General features: G+C 59.3%; 18 protein-coding genes, 1 tRNA gene and 1 riboswitch. Of the genes, 7 read left to right on the top strand and 12 right to left on the bottom strand.

All coding sequences use genetic code 11. From position 1 onward, the window contains the following. Positions 1-4: 4 nt before the first annotated feature. Positions 5-499: a DUF3531 family protein gene (locus ACVWZ1_RS03770; protein ID WP_414331319.1), complete on the bottom strand. Its 495-nt coding sequence runs from the start codon at positions 497-499 to the stop codon at positions 5-7. Positions 500-820: 321 nt separating this feature from the next. Between ACVWZ1_RS03770 and fabG the strand changes: the two genes are divergently transcribed. Continuing rightward, positions 821-1,582, top strand: coding sequence for a 3-oxoacyl-[acyl-carrier-protein] reductase (fabG, locus tag ACVWZ1_RS03765; protein WP_011433672.1), 762 nt, complete (start codon positions 821-823; stop codon positions 1,580-1,582). Positions 1,583-1,587: 5 nt separating this feature from the next. On the opposite strand, the gene ACVWZ1_RS03760 is transcribed toward fabG, so the two are convergent. The 6 genes from ACVWZ1_RS03760 to ssuE form a co-directional block, all read right to left on the bottom strand. Then, positions 1,588-3,231, bottom strand: coding sequence for a gamma-glutamyltransferase family protein (locus ACVWZ1_RS03760; protein ID WP_457502558.1), 1,644 nt, complete (start codon positions 3,229-3,231; stop codon positions 1,588-1,590). 37 nt (positions 3,232-3,268) lie between these two features. Then, positions 3,269-3,961, bottom strand: a complete 693-nt coding sequence (locus tag ACVWZ1_RS03755) for an HAD family hydrolase (RefSeq protein WP_414350024.1) — start codon at positions 3,959-3,961, stop codon at positions 3,269-3,271. 100 nt (positions 3,962-4,061) lie between these two features. Continuing rightward, positions 4,062-4,724 carry a YqiA/YcfP family alpha/beta fold hydrolase gene (locus ACVWZ1_RS03750; protein ID WP_414388296.1) on the bottom strand — a complete coding sequence of 221 codons (663 nt, stop codon included), beginning with the start codon at positions 4,722-4,724 and terminating at the stop codon, positions 4,062-4,064. A gap of 12 nt (positions 4,725-4,736) precedes the next feature. Continuing rightward, a complete protein-coding gene (gene secG / locus ACVWZ1_RS03745) occupies positions 4,737-4,976 on the bottom strand; it encodes a preprotein translocase subunit SecG (protein WP_011433676.1) in 240 nt (79 codons plus the stop codon). Between the two features lie 289 nt (positions 4,977-5,265). Then, a complete protein-coding gene (locus tag ACVWZ1_RS03740) occupies positions 5,266-5,439 on the bottom strand; it encodes a DUF4278 domain-containing protein (protein ID WP_414350022.1) in 174 nt (57 codons plus the stop codon). A 79-nt stretch (positions 5,440-5,518) separates the two neighbouring features. Continuing rightward, a riboswitch (Glutamine riboswitch) is annotated at positions 5,519-5,600 on the bottom strand. 232 nt (positions 5,601-5,832) lie between these two features. Beyond that, positions 5,833-6,360, bottom strand: a complete 528-nt coding sequence (gene ssuE / locus ACVWZ1_RS03735; protein WP_414331394.1) for an NADPH-dependent FMN reductase — start codon at positions 6,358-6,360, stop codon at positions 5,833-5,835. 233 nt (positions 6,361-6,593) lie between these two features. Between ssuE and ACVWZ1_RS03730 the strand changes: the two genes are divergently transcribed. Both ACVWZ1_RS03730 and ACVWZ1_RS03725 read left to right on the top strand, forming a co-directional pair. Then, a tRNA-Gly gene (locus ACVWZ1_RS03730) sits at positions 6,594-6,665 on the top strand. 143 nt (positions 6,666-6,808) lie between these two features. Then, complete coding sequence (locus tag ACVWZ1_RS03725; protein WP_414331397.1) at positions 6,809-7,252, top strand: DUF29 domain-containing protein; 444 nt, start codon at positions 6,809-6,811, stop codon at positions 7,250-7,252. 5 nt (positions 7,253-7,257) lie between these two features. On the opposite strand, the gene nusB is transcribed toward ACVWZ1_RS03725, so the two are convergent. The 4 genes from nusB to ACVWZ1_RS03705 form a co-directional block, all read right to left on the bottom strand. Further along, positions 7,258-8,133 (bottom strand): transcription antitermination factor NusB, encoded by an 876-nt coding sequence (gene nusB, locus ACVWZ1_RS03720; protein WP_457502557.1) that lies wholly within the window; start codon positions 8,131-8,133, stop codon positions 7,258-7,260. Positions 8,134-8,174: 41 nt separating this feature from the next. Next, positions 8,175-9,368 (bottom strand): RNA-guided endonuclease InsQ/TnpB family protein, encoded by a 1,194-nt coding sequence (locus ACVWZ1_RS03715; RefSeq protein WP_457502556.1) that lies wholly within the window; start codon positions 9,366-9,368, stop codon positions 8,175-8,177. A 173-nt stretch (positions 9,369-9,541) separates the two neighbouring features. Continuing rightward, complete coding sequence (locus tag ACVWZ1_RS03710; protein ID WP_457502555.1) at positions 9,542-11,701, bottom strand: ATP-dependent helicase; 2,160 nt, start codon at positions 11,699-11,701, stop codon at positions 9,542-9,544. A gap of 11 nt (positions 11,702-11,712) precedes the next feature. Continuing rightward, the gene (locus tag ACVWZ1_RS03705) at positions 11,713-12,573 is read right to left on the bottom strand and encodes a Cof-type HAD-IIB family hydrolase (protein ID WP_414412972.1); all 861 of its coding nucleotides are present in this window, start codon (positions 12,571-12,573) and stop codon (positions 11,713-11,715) included. 201 nt (positions 12,574-12,774) lie between these two features. Between ACVWZ1_RS03705 and ACVWZ1_RS03700 the strand changes: the two genes are divergently transcribed. The 4 genes from ACVWZ1_RS03700 to ACVWZ1_RS03685 all read left to right on the top strand — a co-directional run bounded on the left by ACVWZ1_RS03700 (position 12,775) and on the right by ACVWZ1_RS03685 (position 16,245). Continuing rightward, on the top strand, positions 12,775-13,728 hold the full coding sequence (locus ACVWZ1_RS03700; protein WP_238376757.1) for a DUF1517 domain-containing protein: 954 nt from the start codon (positions 12,775-12,777) through the stop codon (positions 13,726-13,728). Between the two features lie 82 nt (positions 13,729-13,810). Further along, positions 13,811-14,566: a hypothetical protein gene (locus ACVWZ1_RS03695; RefSeq protein WP_457502554.1), complete on the top strand. Its 756-nt coding sequence runs from the start codon at positions 13,811-13,813 to the stop codon at positions 14,564-14,566. A gap of 76 nt (positions 14,567-14,642) precedes the next feature. Continuing rightward, positions 14,643-15,413 (top strand): peptidylprolyl isomerase, encoded by a 771-nt coding sequence (locus ACVWZ1_RS03690; protein ID WP_011433685.1) that lies wholly within the window; start codon positions 14,643-14,645, stop codon positions 15,411-15,413. A gap of 106 nt (positions 15,414-15,519) precedes the next feature. Continuing rightward, a complete protein-coding gene (locus ACVWZ1_RS03685) occupies positions 15,520-16,245 on the top strand; it encodes a HEAT repeat domain-containing protein (RefSeq protein ID WP_414418200.1) in 726 nt (241 codons plus the stop codon). A 422-nt stretch (positions 16,246-16,667) separates the two neighbouring features. Here ACVWZ1_RS03685 and bchM read toward each other — a convergent pair whose 3' ends face one another. Beyond that, entirely contained in the window at positions 16,668-17,333 is a 666-nt protein-coding gene (gene bchM / locus ACVWZ1_RS03680) for a magnesium protoporphyrin IX methyltransferase (protein WP_457404286.1), read from the bottom strand. Between the last annotated feature and the right edge of the window lie 197 nt (positions 17,334-17,530).

The following is a 17,530-nucleotide window of genomic DNA, read 5'->3' as shown; positions in this document are numbered from 1 at the left end:
CCCGCTATTCCAGCCCTCCTTCCTCCTCCCTGTGATCCCGCACATAGCCGTTTAGATCGTAGTCATCCATGTCATCCATCTCCTCCGGATCCGCCGTTGGCCAATCCTCATTTTGCCCGCCGATAATCACGCGGCTGAGGCCGATGTATTCCAGGCTGAGGGTGCGCAGGGCGTTGATCAACACATCCAGCGCCATCGCATCGGCGGTGCCCAGATCAAACCAGCAGCGGGCCCAGTTGTCCTTCTCTTCCAGGGATCCCATGTTGTGCATTAGGGAAGGCAAGGGCTCCGATTCGTTGGGATACTCCAGATAGCTCAGATCCACCTCGGCCTCTTGGGCCACCAGACGCTCGGCGTTAAATCCGCCCAGCTTGCCCAACACGTACCACGACTCCAGCACCTCGTTGAGGTACTCCAGCTCAGCTTCGACCGGCGGCTCCGCAAACTCAAACCAGATCCACAGATTTCCCGGATCGCACTCGCGAAACTCCACTTGCATGGACAGTTCCTCTGCAAGGCCTACGGCCCGCTGACGCGATGGGGCCCAGCTTCTGATCTTAATCTGGCTCTGCTCACCCATTGGTGCAACGCCCAAAGCTCCTGCACTTTTGTGCCATGCGAATCCCTCCAGCAACAAATCTTGCCGTCAGGGTGGCCGCTTGGAACCACGGGATCCCTCCTGCCGAGGCCATCGGCGGTTAGGACGGACATGGCGCAGGCGGTTGCCGGGAAGTCCGTGGCAGCCAGACGGCCCCAAAGCATCCTATACTGTTGCGGCTGTCCTAATCACGCTGTCCGAATCACGAGGAACCTGCCGCTTATGTCTGAGCTTCTCCCTTTGCCTTCCCTCCAAGACCGGGTGGCTGTGGTCACCGGAGCCAGCCGGGGCATTGGCCGGGCGATTGCCCTGCACCTGGGGGCCATTGGAGCAAAAGTGGCGATCAACTACGCCCGCTCCGCTGCCGAAGCCGAGTCCCTGGTGGAGGAGATCGCGGCCCTGGGGGGAGAAGGGATCCCTGTGGCCGCCGATGTGTCTTGCCCAGAGGCGGTGGAGAGCCTGTTTGCCCAGGTGATGGAGCGGTGGGGTCGGGTGGATGTGCTGGTGAACAATGCCGGCATGGCCCGCGACACCCTGCTGCTGCGCATGAAGCCAGAAGATTGGCAGGCGGTGCTGGATCTCAACCTGACGGGGGTCTTTCTCTGCCTGAAGGCAGCCGCCAAGATCATGGTGAAGCAGCGCCAGGGGCGCATCATCAACATCACCTCGGTGGTGGGCTTGGTGGGCAATGCCGGCCAGGCCAACTACAGCGCCGCCAAAGCAGGGGTGGTGGGCCTCACCAAGACAGCAGCTCGCGAGCTGGCCAGCCGCAACATCACCGTCAACGCCGTGGCACCGGGGTTCATCACCACCCAAATGACCGAAAAACTGGATCCTGGCCCGATTTTGGCGCAGATCCCCCTGGGGCGACTGGGATCCCCGGCAGAAGTGGCGGGGCTGGTGCGTTTTTTGGCGGCAGATCCGGCGGCGGCCTACATCACGGGACAGGTTTTTGCCATCGATGGTGGCATGGTGATGAGCTAGGCACTCTACCACGCCAGGGCTAGGCCATCGGCACGGGGTTCGGAAGCCGCAATGAAGTGATCCCCATCCCGCAAGAGGATCTGTCCCCGGCCAAAAAGACCGCAATCCTCTTCTGCGTCCACCACCTGCACTGCATGGCCGCGGGCGGAGAGTTCGCGCACCACCTGGGGCGGCACCGTGCTCTCCAGCGCCACCTGCGGGATCCCCTGATCCCACAGCACTCGCCAGCGGGGCGCATCCAGAGCCGCCTGGGGGTTCAGGCCGTAATCCACCAAGTTCACCACCACCTGCACATGGCCTTGGGGCTGCATTGCCCCCCCCATGACACCAAAAGGGCCGAGGGGGATCCCTTCTCTGGATAGAAAAGCGGGGATGATCGTGTGGTAGGGGCGCTTGCGGGGGCCCACCTGGTTGGGATGGCCGGGCTCCAGGGTGAAACCCGTGCCGCGGTTGTGGAGAGCAATGCCCGTGCCCGGAACCAGCAGACCACTGCCGAAGCCATCGAAATTCGACTGAATCAAAGACACCATCAACTCACCATCAGCTGCAGCCAGGTAAACCGTTCCCCCCTCCGGCAGCCCTGGCTGGGCCAGGGGGATCGCCTCCCTCCCGATCAACTGCCGCCGCCGCTGTGCATAAGCCTTATCCAGCATCTGGGCAGGACTGACCCGCACATACTCCGGATCCGCCACCTGTCGGCTCACATCGGCAAAGGCCAGCTTCATTGCCTCAATCTGCAGGTGATAGCGCTCGCCGGCATCGTAGGAGATCCGACCCAGCTCAAAACCCTCCAAAAGGTTGAGCGCCATCAAAGCGGCAATGCCCTGCCCGTTGGGGGGGATCTCCCAGACGGTGTAGCCGCGGTAATCCGTATGGATGGGTTCCACCCAATCGGCCCGGTGCTCAGCCAAGTCGGCGGGGGAAAGAAAGCCGCCGCTGGCTTCCGAGAAAGCCAGCAACTTCTCCGCCAGCTCCCCCCGGTAAAAACTCTCCCCACCGCTACGGGCAATCTCTTCTAGGGTTTGAGCATGCAGGGGGCTGCTCCAGCGCTCTCCAGCCCGTGGGGCACGCCCTTGGGGAAAGAAAACGGCCTTGAAGGCCTCGTGGCGGGGATCTGGCAGGGGCAAATAGATGGACTCCGCCGCCTGCCACAGTTGGGCCACCCGGGGAGAGACCGGAAATCCCTCTTGCGCCAGACGAAGGGCAGGCACAAACAGACGCTCGAACGGCAGCTTTCCCCAGCGCCGGTGCAAGGTCTGCCAAGCGGAAACTGCCCCCGGCACCGTCACCGCTAACCAATCGTAGGGGGGGATCCGCCCATGGTCCCGGTACCGCTCCGGCGTCAGGGCGGCTGGGCTGCGACCGGAAGCATTCAACCCGTACAGCTGACCCTCCTCCCCCCCCTCCCACACCAGAGCAAAGGCATCGCCGCCAATGCCATTGGAGGTTGGCTCCACCACCGTCAAAGCCACCGCCATTGCCACGGCTGCATCCACAGCATTGCCGCCCGCCCAGAACATCTCCATGCCCGCCATTGCCGCCAAAGGTTGGCTGGTGGCCACGGATCCCTGTCTGCCCATTACCACCCGTCGCCGCGAAGCAAACGGATAGCAATCCAGGGCCTGCCGCAAAAAAATGGGTGCTGGCATATCGCTACGCGACGCTCTCGCGAATGGGCTGTGCTTCCTACACAGGCAGGTTATCGCTACGCGACGCTCTCGCGAACAGGAGTGCGGCCAACTCCGCAAAGCTGTCCACCACCACATCTGCCCCGGCGTGGCGCAGTTCCTCGGCGGTGAAAGCCGTGGTGAGGCCCACCGCAAAACAGCCAGCCCCCTTAGCGGCGCGGATCCCATGGGTAGAATCTTCAATCACCCAACACAACGCCGGATCCAACCCCACAGCGGCAGCCGTTTTCAGGTAAGGCTCTGGGTCGGGCTTGGCCCGCTGAATGTCTTCGGCGGTAATCACCGCGTCAAACCAGCGGTGCAGGTCGAAGCGCTGGAAAATCTGCGCTTGATCCCGGCGGATGGCCGAAGTGGTGACGGCCAGGGCAGAAAAGCGCTGGCGGCTGGCCGCCAAAAACTCCAGCACCCCCGGCACCAGGGGTACCTCTGCCAGCAGCTCGCCAAAAGCCTTGGCCTTTTCCTCGATCAGGCGCTGCACCAGCAGGGGCCGTTCCGCAGGCGGGGTGTCCGTCTGGTGTTGGACGAGGTACTCGAACATGTCGCGGTCGGTGCGCCCCTTGAACTGCAGGGAGATGGGGGCCAAATCCAGGGATAGGTGGCAGCGTTGCAGGGCAATGGCCCCGGCGCGGGCATGGATTGGTTCCGAATCCACAATCACCCCGTCCATATCGAAGAGCAAGCCGGCAGTCACGTCAGCCTTCCCCTGTTGTAGGCACAGCACTTTGGATTGCATAGACATTATCGCTACGCGACGCTTTCGCGAATGGGCAAGCACGGGACAGGGATCCCCTTTAACAACCATACTGCCCCGTCTCCATCCCCCACCCGCAGAAGCGGCTGGTGATCTGCCAGATGGGATCCAACACATCCGTCAGGGCGTGGTCGCTCTCCACCGCCACCAGTTGGGCCCAGGGGCGACGGGCCACGTAGTCTCGGCTGGCTTGAATGGGGATGGTGTCGTCTTGGATCCCGTGCACAATCAAGGTGGGCACAGGCCGTCGTAACCCCCCATCCGGGTAGCGCTGGGCATCGGCGACAAAGCCGTACTCCAAAGGGAGAGGGCGGCCTTCTCCGTAGTGAAACACCATGAGTTGTCCGGTTCGCTGCCAAGTCTCCACCGCCTCTGCCCCCAGCCGCGGCAGCCAATGGCCTAAAAAGCCAAAAGCCGGCGCCAAGAGCACCAAGCGCTGCACACAGGGTTGTCGTTCGGCAACCCAAGCAGCCACCAGGCCCCCCAAGCTAGAGCCGATGAGGGTGACAGGGGGGTAGTTCATCTCGGCAAGCTGGCTGGAAACCTGCTGGATCTGGCGGGTCAAGGTGAGCTGGGCAAAATTGTCCTGGTTCAGATCAGGCACCTGAACAGGGATCCCCACCTGCTGCAGCCGCTGCCGAAAGAAAGTTGCCTTGGCCGACTGCGGCCCAGAGCCGAATCCATGCAGGTAAATCGCCAACACGGAAAGGGATCCCTATGGCCCTGTGGCTGCCGAGAGCCAGCCCGCCCCCAACACCACGCTGATGGAGAGGAAAAGGGTCGCTACCGTCCAGGTGATGCGGTTGAGGTTTTGCTCAGCACTCTTGGAGCTGGAGAACAGCTGGGCCTGCCCGCCAATGCCCGCCAACCCATCCCCCTTAGGGCTGTGCAGCAGCACCAAGATCACCAGCAAGATGGCCGAAGCCGACCAGAGAAACTCGAAAAACGCTTCCATCGCAGCGGATCCCTGTAGGGCAAGTTGCTAAGGCCATTATCGCTTGGAACCGCATCTTAGCGCACCCTGTCTCGGCATCGCTCCCATTTCAAACTCAACTCGTTCAAACTCAACTCGGCAGGCCCAGACCCATCTACTTGCTTCTCAGGTGGAACGGGTGCTGCTCCTTCTGGGGGTGTTGCTTTGCCTCAAAAAACGACCCCAAACGGGGCCGCCCGGTCTTTATCCAGCCCTTATGGAGATTTCCAGGGGATCCCCACCTCACCTACAAGGGCAAACAGTATTCACCTCAGTAGCTTACGCCCCGGTAGGTCAGGGGCTGATGAGGGTGAGGCACCGCTTTCTTGCTGGTGTGATGCACCCAGAAGGTTTGACCGCGATACTGAGCTTGCAACTCCTCATCACTGAGCTGAGTATGCGCGGGAACGTAGTCAAAGGTGTTGCCACGGAAAGAGAGTTTCATATATCGCCTCCATCAACGAAGGGTTGAGTTTGTTGTCGTTGGGCCCTACGCCACGGAAAGAGTGGCGCGATTCAGTTGAGGCGCGTTCCTTCGGGAAGACCCCTACTTCCGTCTCTGCACAGCTCCAGGCCACTGGTGAGCCAACTGCAGAGGTGAACGATTTATCCTATGTCTGTATCATAACTTACGGTTTTGCAGGTTTTTTGGGGGATTTATAGAAATTTAATCCGGCCATACCCGCAAAAGGGATCCCTTGCCGTCGGCTCTTCCGCGGCTTCTCGGGCCTGACTGGGCAATCACCTATGCACTTTTCGGAATAGATTGCCGCAACCGGTTCCGGGCCCAGGGCACCAATCCCATATTCGGCCAGTCTCCGCAAAATTCTAATTTCTTCTATTTCACCGCCTGCGCAAGTGCCTGCAGCCCTGCTCGCAGACGTTCCTCGATGTCGGCCTCTAGCTGTAGTGTTCCGGCAGCGTCCAACTGAATTTGAGAACTCAGGATATAAACCCCTCTCAGGATGTGGGTTGCCCCCATCACCGCCAGCACAGGTTTCATCGCAAAGTCGATGGACAGCAGATGGGCCAGGGTTCCCCCGGTGGCAATGGGGAGAATCACTTTACCGGTAAAGGCGTCTTGATCCAGCAAATCCAGCAGTGCCTTCAACACACCTGGATAGGAGGCTTTGTAAACGGGAGCAGAGATGACGATCCCGGTAGCTTGGGCCACCTTTTGCTGAATTGCCTTGAGTTGAGGGCTATCGAACTTGGCCAGTGCCAGATCCTCTGGGGGCAAATCCCGCACCGAAACAAACTGAGTGGTCAATCCCAGATCGGACAGGATCCCGGCAGCGTGATGTAAAACGGCTTCTGAGCGAGAAGGAGTGCTGGGACTACCGGAGAGCAGGAGGATGCTGGACATAGGCCGCAGACAGAATACTGCCTCAGTTGTACCAGGAATCCCATGTGAAAGATGATTAACCCACTCTCGCCCTGCCCCAGCATGCACGATAGCTTTGTCTCTCGACGTCATTCCCTGCTGGTCAAATTGCGGGCAAAATATGCCCCCCGACTCCCCACCTACTCAAGGGGTCGGGAACGTGATAGGTTAGATTCAGCAAGGGTTTCAGCTTGCTAAACTTGAGATTGATTTACGCGGGCGTAGTTCAGTGGTAGAACGCTAGCTTCCCAAGCTGGATGTCGTGAGTTCGAGTCTCATCGCCCGCTTTCCCCAACCAACCGGCAAAACCCGCTTTCCGCAAGCATTCCCGGACTTGGCCTAGTCCGGGAAATCAATGAGCTCAAGGTAAAAAGGGGTAGTTCGGGGTCAGTAAGATCTCCTTGGCCAGTGCCCAGTTAGGCAATGAAGCATGCAACTTTACGAGTACGACTTCTATGCCTGGACGCAAAAGCAAGCCGCACTGCTGAAATCGGGGCAGTGGGATCAACTGGATATCGCCAACTTGGTGGAGGAAATCGAGGCTTTGGGCAGGCAAGAACGCCGGGAATTGCTGCACCGGCTGGGGATCCTGGTAGGGCATTTGCTGAAGTGGCAATTGCAACCCCACCTGCGAGGCAAAAGTTGGCGGGCAACGATTACTGAACAACGCCGCCAGATCCAGCGATTGCTCAAAGACAGTCCCAGCCTCAAGCCCGATCTTTCGGCAGCCCTGCAAGAGGCTCACCAGGACGGGATCCTGTTGGTGGTGAGAGAAACGCCATTGTCTGAAGCAGATCTGCCTGCCCAGTGTCCCTACACATTTGAGCAGGTGATGGATCCCGACTTTTATCCTGGCAAGGAAGATCCGCAGTGATCTGCTCAGCCCCCGGAACCCGGAGCAGGGAGGGAGGGATCCCGACCCCGGTGGGTCTCCATCTGGCTGTCCACTACCCGTCGCAGCACTCCGTTGACGAAAGCGGCGGCCTCAGGATCCCCGTATTTTTTGGCCAATTCTACAGCTTCGTTGATGGCAACCTTCACGGGGCTGCTGGCCAGTATTTCCATCTCCACCACCGCCAGGCGCAGGATATCTCGTTCGATCCGACCAACCCGCTGCAATTGCCAACCCACCAAAGCCTTTTGCAAACGAGCATCGATCGCCTCCTTGTGGGTTCGCAGAGCGGTCAGCAGTTGCAAAGCGTAGGCACGCACTTCTTGGGATTGGGCAATGTGCAACAGTTCCGGCATGGACAGGGCAACGCCCACCCGGTTGACTGCTCTTTGGGACAACTGGACAACCTCATCCAAGATGTGGCGGACGCTGTGCAGCCGCTGTTCCAGGTGTTCTAAGGCTTGGCCGGCGTTGCCGAGGGCCACTTGCACCTGCTGGATTAGCTCCAGCAATTCCCCCCGTAAGGCATTGGGGTCAGGAACGTCCGCCTCCTTCAGAGTGATTTCCAGGCGCTGCAGGTGTCGTTGGGCCTGCTGAAGGCGGAGGGTGACGGAGCGGGATCCACCCTCTTCCTTGGGATCCGAATCGGCCAACAATAGAGGATCGCTCTCGTGCAACAAACGGTCGCTGCGCTGGATTTCCGCCGCCGCTGTGGAGAGGGTTTCATGGGTCTCTTCACTCAGGGCGCGGATGGCTGCCAGCAGCAAGTCCTCCAGTTGTTTTTCGCTCAGTTTGGCCGCCGTGGCTGGCAGTTGATTGACCCCCAGCAGGGCCAGTTCGCGGGCAATACGCCGAGGTTGCATTGCAGAATATCCATAGCTTGTAAACTACCCGGCTCCGACCGCTAAGCGGTACGGAGCGGGCTTTCAGTAGCCCTGAGCCTGCTCTGCTCTACCAGAGAACAAAACAAGCCCGGACCTCTAGGCTGGTTTACGGCAGCTCCCAAGAGCGCAATTACGTTTGCACCATTCAAGTCCGCATCTCCTTCCCATCCACAGTGCCCACACTTGAACGACTTACCACTGCGATAGGATTGCGCAGGGTCGGGATGGATGTGCAAACACCGGTGGCAGGTCTGCGACGTGTAAGCAGGCGGCACAAGAATCAGAGAAACCCCTGCAACCCTCGCCTTGTATTCCAGAAACTGACGTAGTTGGTAGAACGCCCAACTGTTGGCCCTGCGCCTTTCGGTTTTGCTGCGTGGCTGTTGATTGACCCTTTCCCGGATCCCTGTCAGGTCTTCCAGAGCAAGAGCGCTGTTGGTAGCTTTTGCCCTAGAGACAATAGCTTTGGAGATGCGATGATTGACCCACGCCTGAAAGCGTCTCTCCTTGCCAGACAGCCGTTGCAACAGTTCTCTGCATCTGCGCCGCGAACTGCGGGTGCCCTTACTGGCTTTGCGTTGGAGTACCGCCCTCAACCGGGAGTAGTGGTCGCGGACTCTGTTCAACTGCTGTCCATTCCAGTTGTCCCCCTCTGACGTATGAGCAATATCCGTCCTTCCCAAGTCCACCCCGATCACCTTGTCGGTATCTTGTTGCTTGGGTGGTTTTTTCTCTACGCAAATCTGGATGTAGTAGGAGCCATCTTTGCGCTTGACCAGGGTGGCAGATTTGGGGTTGGAACCAGCCAGCATCCCACGCTGGTAGTTGCCAATGGCCAGTTCAAAGCGTTCTCTCCCTTCCACCGTGGTGAGCGACACCGTCCAGTCTTTTTGACGGAACGAAAAGATGCGAGCGTCGTAGGTAACAAAGCCGCTCTTAAACTCCTTGACGGGACGCTTTTTCTGCTTAGCCACTTTGCGGGAACCCGCTACCCGTCTGCACACCTGTTGAGCCAAGTTACTGGACAAGTCGAACCGGGCGCGGATTTCGCGGTAGCACAGAGACTGAAGCTTAACGGCGTTGGCGACTTTCTCCGGCGTGTTCTGGTTGACCCAATTCAAGGCTTGGCCAAAAGCCTCCAAAGTCGCGTCCAATTTGGCGGCTTGCGACTGGGCTACCTTGAGCTTGCAGGAGACGGTCAGGACTTGGGTCATGGTTCTATTGTAACCTCGCATTCCTCACGGCACTGACCCTACGGGTACAGTGCGGGGCTCCTGCGATTTCTAGCTGAAAGACTGCCCCATTGCCGCAAGGCGGCGCGCAAGCGCTATCGGGCTTAGCCATGCTAGCAGGTTGCCAATCCATGAAGAACGAGAGACTCACCCGGTCAACCGGCCCTAAAACTGCGACTTAACACCCGAAACACCAAAGATGAACTCTGCTCTGTGCCAAAGCGAGATTGGCTGGATACCGAGAGGGTGAGCCGTCGTTTGCTGCGGGTGATGCCCACATACAGCAGCCGCAGCCGCTCCGCTGCCAAATCCAAAAAGGCTTGCTTAGTGGCCGAGTCGGCCTGCAGCTCCCAGCCGCCTTTGGGGCTGAGCTGTCGCAACTGAGCCAGGGCCTCTGCCTGCATATCCACTTCATCCAAAAACTTCAGCCCCAGGGTTCGCTCCCCGTACTGGGTGGGAAACTCGTAGGCCGACACCTGGGGGATGAACACCTGATCCCATTCCAGCCCCTTGGCCCGATGCAGAGTCGTGACAGTGATGCTGCCCGGCTCGGGGTCGAAGGCGAAGATCTCCGAAGGCAAGTTGTTGAGGCGGTGATCCAGAATCACTTGAAATTCTTGGGCGATCTCCTGCCAATCGGTTTCGGGCAGGGATCCCAGCACCTGCTCCAGTTGATCGATCACGTAGCGACCCACAAACAGCTCTTCCGGCTTGCGGTAGAGGCTTTGAACGATCACATTCAGCACCTCCGGCCAAGGGGATCGCCCGGCCCGCAACCAAGCCCCCAGAGTGCGCAGCAGCTTGCCCAAGTTTTGCCAAGAGGGACCATCGGGCAGAGCGGGAGCCTCACCAAAGTTGGGAAATAGCAGCCGCTCCGGCAGAGAGGCGCGGATCCAGCTCAACATCGGTCCCAGTTCAGCACGTGGGATCCCCGCCCAATCCGCCAAGCAATCCATAGCAGCAGCCAAGCGAGGGGGGGCAGTGGGACGGGCAAACCAGTCGATGATTCCCTTGAGCTGCAACAACACCCGCCGCTGACTGGGACTGCCCCGCAACAGATCGATCACCCGCTCCGCTCCCATTTCCTGGAGATAGCTGAGGGCTTTGCCCCCCAGCTCGTTGGTGGTGACCAGAATGGCCACCGTTTGGCCGGGAAAAGCTTGGGCGGCTGCAATGGCCTGCCGCGCCACCTGTTGCAGCTCCTCTTCCGGGGATCCGACAACCCGCAGAAAGTCCACACCACCCTCGCTGGCCGGGGGGTTTTGGCCACCGGAGGTGGCCAGTTGAATGGGCTGGGGGGCCAGAGCGGTGCGCAAAGCCGGGATGGGGTGCTGCTGATTCACCCACTCCACCAGGCGGTTGGCCAAAGCGATGATCTGGGGGGCGCTGCGGCTGGATTCATCCAAGAGCACCACCTGAGGACTGGCCTGGCAAAAGGCGCGAAACAGCCGCGGCTCGGCGCTGGTAAAGGTGCCCATGATGCTCTGGTTGGGATCCCCCACCCGCACCAGGTTGCCGGTGCGTTGGCTGAGCAGCCGCAGCAGCTCTTCCTGCAGGGGGGAACTGTCTTGGGCCTCATCCTCGAACAGGTAGTCGTACCAGTTCTGCACCTGCTCCCGCAGCTCTGGACTGCCCTCGATCAAATCCACTGCTTGCCAGCCCAGGTCGTCGTAGTCTAACTTGCCCAGGCGACGCAATTCCGCTTGATAACCGGCGTAGATGGGAGCAGCCCAGCCCAGATAGCCCTCGCTGGGGATCACTTCTGGCCCCAGGCGCAGATTCTTGGCCCTGCTGATGACCACCTGCACCATCTGCTGGAAACTGCGCCGGAACTGGGCTCGGTTTTGGGCGATCTTTTGCGGGTTGTTGTCGCCGGGGATCAGCGGCTCCCAGAGCTGAGTATGGCGGACGAGCCAAGCGCGGCACAGGCGGCTGAGCAACCGCTCCTGTTCGTATCCCTCCAAAATAGACAGCTCCTCCCAACGGCTGGGGGCCTCCCGCAACACCCGCAACGACAAAGAATGCAGGGTAAAGGCCTGGGTAAAGCGATCCGGATACCCCGCCCGTTGCAAACGTTGATTGATGCGGCTGATCAAGTTGCCCCGCGCCGAACGCATGTAGGTGAACACCCCGATGCGCTCCGGTGGGATCCCCCGATTGAGAATTAAATCGGCGATCAACAGCTCCAGAATAAAGGTCTTGCCGCTCCCCGGAACGGCGGCGATCCCCAGCGGCCCCGATTGGTAGGCCAACGCCTGTTGCTGCGCCGGACGCAGGTTGACCTCAGGAAAGGGAGAAGAAGCCAGACCCACCATGGGATCCCTGCCTAGCTGAGGATGAAGGTCTCGATGGCTGCCGCCACCCCGTCTTCTGTTACAGAAGGGGCGATCCAGTCGGCATGGGGCAACAGAGCAGGCGAGGCATTTCCCATCGCCACCCCGATCCCCGCATACCGCAGCATCTCAATGTCGTTGTCGCCATCGCCAATGGCCATCACCTGCTCCGCCGACAACCCCAGCATTTCCTCGGCCAAAAAACGAACGGCATTGCCCTTGTTCACCGCCGGATGGGTAGCCTCGAGAAAAATCGGCTCTGAACGGGTGAGGTAGAGCTGGTCAGGGGAATACCGCCGCCGTAGGGATCCCTGCAATTCCTGGAGGAACTCGGTATCCTCAGAAACAGCCAGGATCTTGGTGGGGCTTCGTCCGTATTGGGCGGAAGAGAACATCTGGAACGGCACCTGAGAGCGCTCAGCATAGGCCTGACTGAGAGGGCTCAGCTCCCGTAAGTAGAGCTGGTCATCGATGTAGAGGTGAACCCCCACCGGCTGATCCTGCAACGCTTGCAACAACTCCTCGGCCAGCGGCCAGTCCAGGCTCCAGTGCTTTAGGGTCTTTTGGCTATCGGGATCCCGAATTAAAGCCCCCTGGTAGCTGCATAGGGGCATATCGGCCCCAATCGCGTAGTGGAACCGCTCGGCAGAACGATGCATGCGACCCGTAGCGATGGCTACTCGCACCCCTGCTGCTTTGGCCTTCTGAATGGCCTCCCGAACCGGCTCTGAAACCTGGTTGGAAGGCCCGGCAATCGTGCCATCGATATCCACCACCAACAGCCGAATCTGGGCACGGGGTGGAGAAGATGCCCGCTCTCTTTCCTCGGCTTGGACGTTAGCCTGAGTTTGCATTGCTGTTGTTTGCCCTCCTCCTGGCAACCTTCCAGACCGTAGCATGGCTCTGCCTCGATTGGTTGACGGTCATTGGCCGGCTCAGTACACAAAGAATCAACACAGAAGAATTGAACAAGTGAGATGGCCGGGTGGGGGATCGGTTTCCGCCCCTATTCCCGCCAACGAGAAAGCGTAGAATTAAGAAAGACTAGCCCCGTGATGGACGAAAACATTGTGATCATGCTGAAACGAATCGGTCGCGTCTGCCGGCCTCTGCTGGCCATTGCCCTGGCCTTGACCTTGGCCCTGGCTCCCATAGGCGCTGTTTGGGCACGCAGTGGCGGTCGCATTGGCGGCGGATCTTTCCGGTCTCCGACGTTCTCTGCCCCCCGCTCGATTGGCCCGCACTACTCAGCTCCTGTCTACCCCAGCTATGGAGGCGGCTTTGGTTTTCCGCTGCTGGTGCCCTTTTTCTGGGGAGGGGGGGGTGGTGGCCTGCTGACGCTGCTGCTCTTGGTTGGGGCAGGTAGCTTTTTGGTGCAGACGCTGCGCTCGGGGATCAGATCCGAAGAAGGGGACGATAGCATTGGGGTTCGCGATCCCCAGGTAACTGTTGCGCAGGTAAAAGTGGGACTGCTGGCCAGCGCCCGGCAACTGCAAAAAGACATGAACGCCCTGGCTCTGGAGGCGGATACTCAGTCGCCAGAAGGGCTGAGCCAACTGTTGCAAGAGGTCACCCTTGGCTTGATGCGCTACAGCGACTACTGGGCCTATGGCCATGCCCAAGCGGAGAAGCTGCCCCTCTCCCGCGCCGAATCCCTGTTCTATCAAGCCTCTTTACAAGAACGGAGCAAGTTCAGCGTCGAAAGCCTCAGCAACCGCAACAACCAGATCCAACAAGTCTCCCAAGCGGCGCTGCAGCGATCTGCTGCTGGGATCCCAGATGTTGGCGAGTACCTGCTGGTAACTCTACTGGTTGCGTATCGTGGTAACTTGGGTACACTACCTGTAGTTAACTCCATGGCGGATCTGCGGCAGTGCCTGTTGCAGCTGGCTTCGATTCCGGCAGATCGGATTGTGGCCATCGAAGTGCTGTGGACGCCGCAGTTGGAGGGAGACACCCTGTCGGCAGAGGCGCTGTTGACCGAGTACCCGGAAATGCGGCTCCTTTGAGAGCCTTTGGGCGATAGACGGCAACTGTTGGCTGAGTGTCTCAACTCCTCGGGATCCCCGCCGCTCAGGCTAGGGAGGTTGTATGTCCGGGTTAGATGCTTCAGCGGGCAGAGGCCGTCGTTCCCCTTGGGCATGGTCTGGCCAAGTCAAGCAGGCAGATTCTCTGTTGGATGAGCTGTTCGAGGATTTGGAGAACAGCTTGGAAGAGGGGCTGTCAGAAGCCGGCGAATATCCTTACCTCGGCACACGGCCCCCACTGCCTTCCCGGCGCTTCTCTGCTGCCGGAGGATTACTGCTGGGTATGGCTTTGGCCGCTACCTTGGTGGCAGGGCTGGCTTTTTGGATGACCCTGCGCCCGCGGGCGGTGGTTTTTTCGCAGGCCACTCGGGATCCCTTGGCTGAGGCACCCAATTCTTCCCATTCCGATGCTCACCAGGAGCCCTTGCTTCCCACTGCTGCTGATGTGGATGAAAACCCCAAAGCTCCACCTGAGGATTCTGCAAAGGCTGTCTTGGTCGAACCGGCAAAACCGCCGACTGTTGCCCCTCCTCTTGCTTCAAGAGGGGCTGGTCTTCCCTCTCCCCCCAGGGTACCTGCGCCTCCGGTGCCAGCGCGGATCCCACCCCAGCCTCTGCCGCAGATGAAGCTGGTGGGATTGATCCACGATCCAGGTGCCCCCAAGGCTCTGATTTTGATCGACAACGTGGTGCGGCAGGTGGCTGTTGGCCATGCGGTAAAAGCAGAGTGGCGGGTTACCGCCATCAGCCCCTACGGTGTGAGGGTGAGCAATGGCGCTCAAAGCGTTACCTTGCAGTTGGGGCTGTCGCAGCGGATCTGAATCACCTGGATAGGGATCCCTGCTGGGTTGAGCAGCGCCTGGAGGGTGGGAGATTGGATTGAAGGAGAAGGGGCAGATGAAATTCGCCAAGCTGGGGCGAATGAGCCGCTGCAGAGTGGGAGTGGGCTTAGTTCTGGGATACCTCTGTCTCGGGCTGTTGGCTTGTCGCAGTACACCCCCCCTCTCAGAATCCCCCTCTGGGATCCCGGCGGCCTATGCTAGCCGCCCGCAACTGCAAGGGAAGGCAGTGGTGGAGATGGAGGTGCAAACTGCTGAGGGGGTAGGCAAGGTGATCTTGGCGATCCACGGGGAAGCGGCACCCCTGACCGGCGGCCAGTTCGTGGATTTGGTTCAGCGGGGCTTTTACAATGGCCTCACCTTCCATCGGGTGGAAAAGGATCCGCAGCCTTTTGTGGTGCAGGGTGGGGATCCCCGTGGTGACGGTACAGGGGGTGCAACAGAGCCGGGGAGCAACCGCCTGCGCACCATCCCCCTGGAAATTCAGCTGCGTGGGGAACCCTACCCCCGCTACAACACCTTGATCCAGGATCCCGCTGCTCTGAGTAAGTTGCTCTTGCCCCATCGTTTGGGGGCGGTGGCCATGGCCCGTTCTAGCCCACTTGACTCAGCCTCTTCCCAGTTTTACATCACCCTCTCTGCTCTGCCGATTTTGGACGGGCGCTATGCCGTGTTCGGCTACGTCACCGAGGGGATGGAGTGGGTGGAGCGCATCCAGGTGGGAGATGTGATCCGCTCGGCGCGGGTGTTGGAAGGAGCGGACTTGCTTAGGGTGCCGGGATCCCAACCGGAAAGAGCAGATCAGATGGAGGATCCCGGCAGTTTATGATGGGCAGCAACTCTGCTGCTGGTTTGGTTGTTGTGGCTCTGGCTTTTGCCTTGGGGAAGGGCAAGTTTTGCCCCCGTCCCCTCCGCCAACACCTGGGCACCCTTTCATGCAAGAAGACGCTTTTTCCCCCCTTGAGCCCCTAGACGAGCTGCCACCTCACTCACCGCCGGAGGTGGATGTGGAGCTGATGCTGCAGCAGTTGCAGGATCCGGATCCCTATTTGCGGATGCAGGCGGCCCGCGCCTTCTGTGAGATCGAAGAACCCCGCGCCGTTAAACCCCTGCTGGCCCTAGTCCGGGATCCCTGCCCGTTGGTGCGGGTGGGAGCAGCCTATGCCCTAGGTCGGAATCCGGATCCCGCTGAGGTGGAGGTGCTGATCGAGGGCTTGCGCTGGGATTGGAACGGCTATGTGCGCAAAGGCTTGGTGTGGGCGTTGGGCAATGCCAAGGATCCGCGGGCGTACCCGGTGTTGCTGGAAGTGTTGGCCGGGGATATCGCGGCAGTGCGATTGTGGGCTGCCAGTGCCCTCGGACAACTGGCCCAGGCGCAGGCGTTGCCTGGCCCGGCATTGGATGAGGTGGTCGCAGCTCTCTGCCGGGGCTTGGCTCAAGATCCAATCGCAGCGGTACGCGGCAACTGTGCCTGGAGCTTAGGGATCCTGGGGCAACAGGTGAAACTGGCTCTCGAGGATCCCATTGTTTACACGATGCTAACAAGGCAATTGCTGACCAGCGCCAGTCGCGATCCCGATTGGGGGGTGCGGGATGACGCGCGGCTTGCCCTACAAAAGTTGGCGGATCCCGATTTGCTGGAGCATGACTCTAGTCAATAATAAGCTCAACTATACTGAAAATAATGTATAATATGTTCAGTACGGATTACTACCAGTTGATCTTTCTGTTTACTTTCGAGTCTGCCAACATGGTAGCCAAAGCAAAGCAGAAAATTGGTAGTAAGACGACACGGAAACTGCGCTTTGGGTATTCTACTCAAAGCTTTGCGGGATACCGCCATTCTGTTTGGAAACAAACAGAATGCTATCGCTGCATAGTTGAACAGTGATGTTCAGCAGTGTTCAGCGTAAATGTATCAGCAACTGGATAACCTCAGCTGATTGTTATAGTCATTTTTAAACTAGATTGAGACACTCCCCAAGCATTCCACGCTGCTGCCCCTACTCCCAGCCTCGCTGCCAGAGGGAGAGGGGAGCTAGACGAAAATGTTTCATTCCCGTTTAACGAACCAGATCGAGTGTCACCGAACCAGATCGAGGAGCCAAGCAAAGTAGAAGCGGCTGCGAATGGTTTGTCGCTGCTGCACTTTCCAGCCCCATTCGGTTAATTGGCTCACCAAGGTCGCCTCTCGGTGTTGATAGGCGCGGGTGGTTTTGCTGGGGCCGGGGAAGAACTCTCCCACTTTCTTCAGCAGCGTCAGCCAGGGGGTTTTGGGGGCAAAACTGAAGATCAGGCGGGACCGAGCCAGGCGGGTCAGGTGCTTTAGCATGCGCAGGGCCTCGGCTTCAGGGTAGTGGATCATCACATCGAGGCAGATGACGACATCGTATTCCCCCGTCAATTCCTCCAGATCCGAGACCCAAAATTGGGGGTTGTCTGTGGATCCCAACTCCATTTGCTGGCGGCGGCGTGCTTCGTTCACCATTTGTTCCGAGATGTCGCTGGCGAACACCTGCGCCCCTCTGGTGGCCAAGGGCAAACTGAGGCTGCCCACCCCGCATCCGGCATCACAAATGCGTAAACCCGAGGGATCCCCCAACCACTGCAACACCGTCTCTACTGTGCGAGCATGGCCAAGGCGGATGTCTTTTTGGACGAAATTGACTTCTTCTTCACCATAAATGCGCCGCCAGCGCTCGAAGCCAACGGAGTTGAAGTAATCGCGGACAATGGTTTTCTCTTGCATAGAACTTCCAGCTAGGGATCCGGCGAGAGAAAAAGATGAACGCTCTGCTTTTCTTCGCCAACGCGCATCCCATTCTACCCCGAGGCCCCGTAACCCTCTGCATCGTTGCCCTAGGATTGTATTAGAATTAACTCGCATGCCTTGGATGTTGCCCCATGACCGAAGCTGAGATTGCCCAAGCGTTGCAGGCTCGGTTG

The organism is Thermostichus sp. MS-CIW-25, from assembly GCF_054060015.1.
The sequence above is the reverse complement of the archived record's forward strand: the minus strand, read 5'-3'. Positions and strand labels throughout refer to the sequence as shown.

Bases quoted from the DNA above. Each gene is read 5' to 3' on its own strand.
- ACVWZ1_RS03770 (WP_414331319.1), bottom strand. From the start codon at position 499: ATGCAAGTGGAGTTTCGCGAGTGCGATCCGGGAAATCTGTGGATCTGG.
- fabG (WP_011433672.1), top strand. From the start codon at position 821: ATGTCTGAGCTTCTCCCTTTGCCTTCCCTCCAAGACCGGGTGGCTGTG.
- ACVWZ1_RS03760 (WP_457502558.1), bottom strand. From the start codon at position 3,231: ATGCCAGCACCCATTTTTTTGCGGCAGGCCCTGGATTGCTATCCGTTT.
- secG (WP_011433676.1), bottom strand. From the start codon at position 4,976: ATGGAAGCGTTTTTCGAGTTTCTCTGGTCGGCTTCGGCCATCTTGCTG.
- ACVWZ1_RS03740 (WP_414350022.1), bottom strand. From the start codon at position 5,439: ATGAAACTCTCTTTCCGTGGCAACACCTTTGACTACGTTCCCGCGCAT.
- ssuE (WP_414331394.1), bottom strand. From the start codon at position 6,360: ATGTCCAGCATCCTCCTGCTCTCCGGTAGTCCCAGCACTCCTTCTCGC.
- ACVWZ1_RS03725 (WP_414331397.1), top strand. From the start codon at position 6,809: ATGCAACTTTACGAGTACGACTTCTATGCCTGGACGCAAAAGCAAGCC.
- nusB (WP_457502557.1), bottom strand. From the start codon at position 8,133: ATGCAACCTCGGCGTATTGCCCGCGAACTGGCCCTGCTGGGGGTCAAT.
- ACVWZ1_RS03715 (WP_457502556.1), bottom strand. From the start codon at position 9,368: ATGACCCAAGTCCTGACCGTCTCCTGCAAGCTCAAGGTAGCCCAGTCG.
- ACVWZ1_RS03710 (WP_457502555.1), bottom strand. From the start codon at position 11,701: ATGGTGGGTCTGGCTTCTTCTCCCTTTCCTGAGGTCAACCTGCGTCCG.
- ACVWZ1_RS03705 (WP_414412972.1), bottom strand. From the start codon at position 12,573: ATGCAAACTCAGGCTAACGTCCAAGCCGAGGAAAGAGAGCGGGCATCT.
- ACVWZ1_RS03700 (WP_238376757.1), top strand. From the start codon at position 12,775: ATGGACGAAAACATTGTGATCATGCTGAAACGAATCGGTCGCGTCTGC.
- ACVWZ1_RS03695 (WP_457502554.1), top strand. From the start codon at position 13,811: ATGTCCGGGTTAGATGCTTCAGCGGGCAGAGGCCGTCGTTCCCCTTGG.
- ACVWZ1_RS03690 (WP_011433685.1), top strand. From the start codon at position 14,643: ATGAAATTCGCCAAGCTGGGGCGAATGAGCCGCTGCAGAGTGGGAGTG.
- ACVWZ1_RS03685 (WP_414418200.1), top strand. From the start codon at position 15,520: ATGCAAGAAGACGCTTTTTCCCCCCTTGAGCCCCTAGACGAGCTGCCA.
- bchM (WP_457404286.1), bottom strand. From the start codon at position 17,333: ATGCAAGAGAAAACCATTGTCCGCGATTACTTCAACTCCGTTGGCTTC.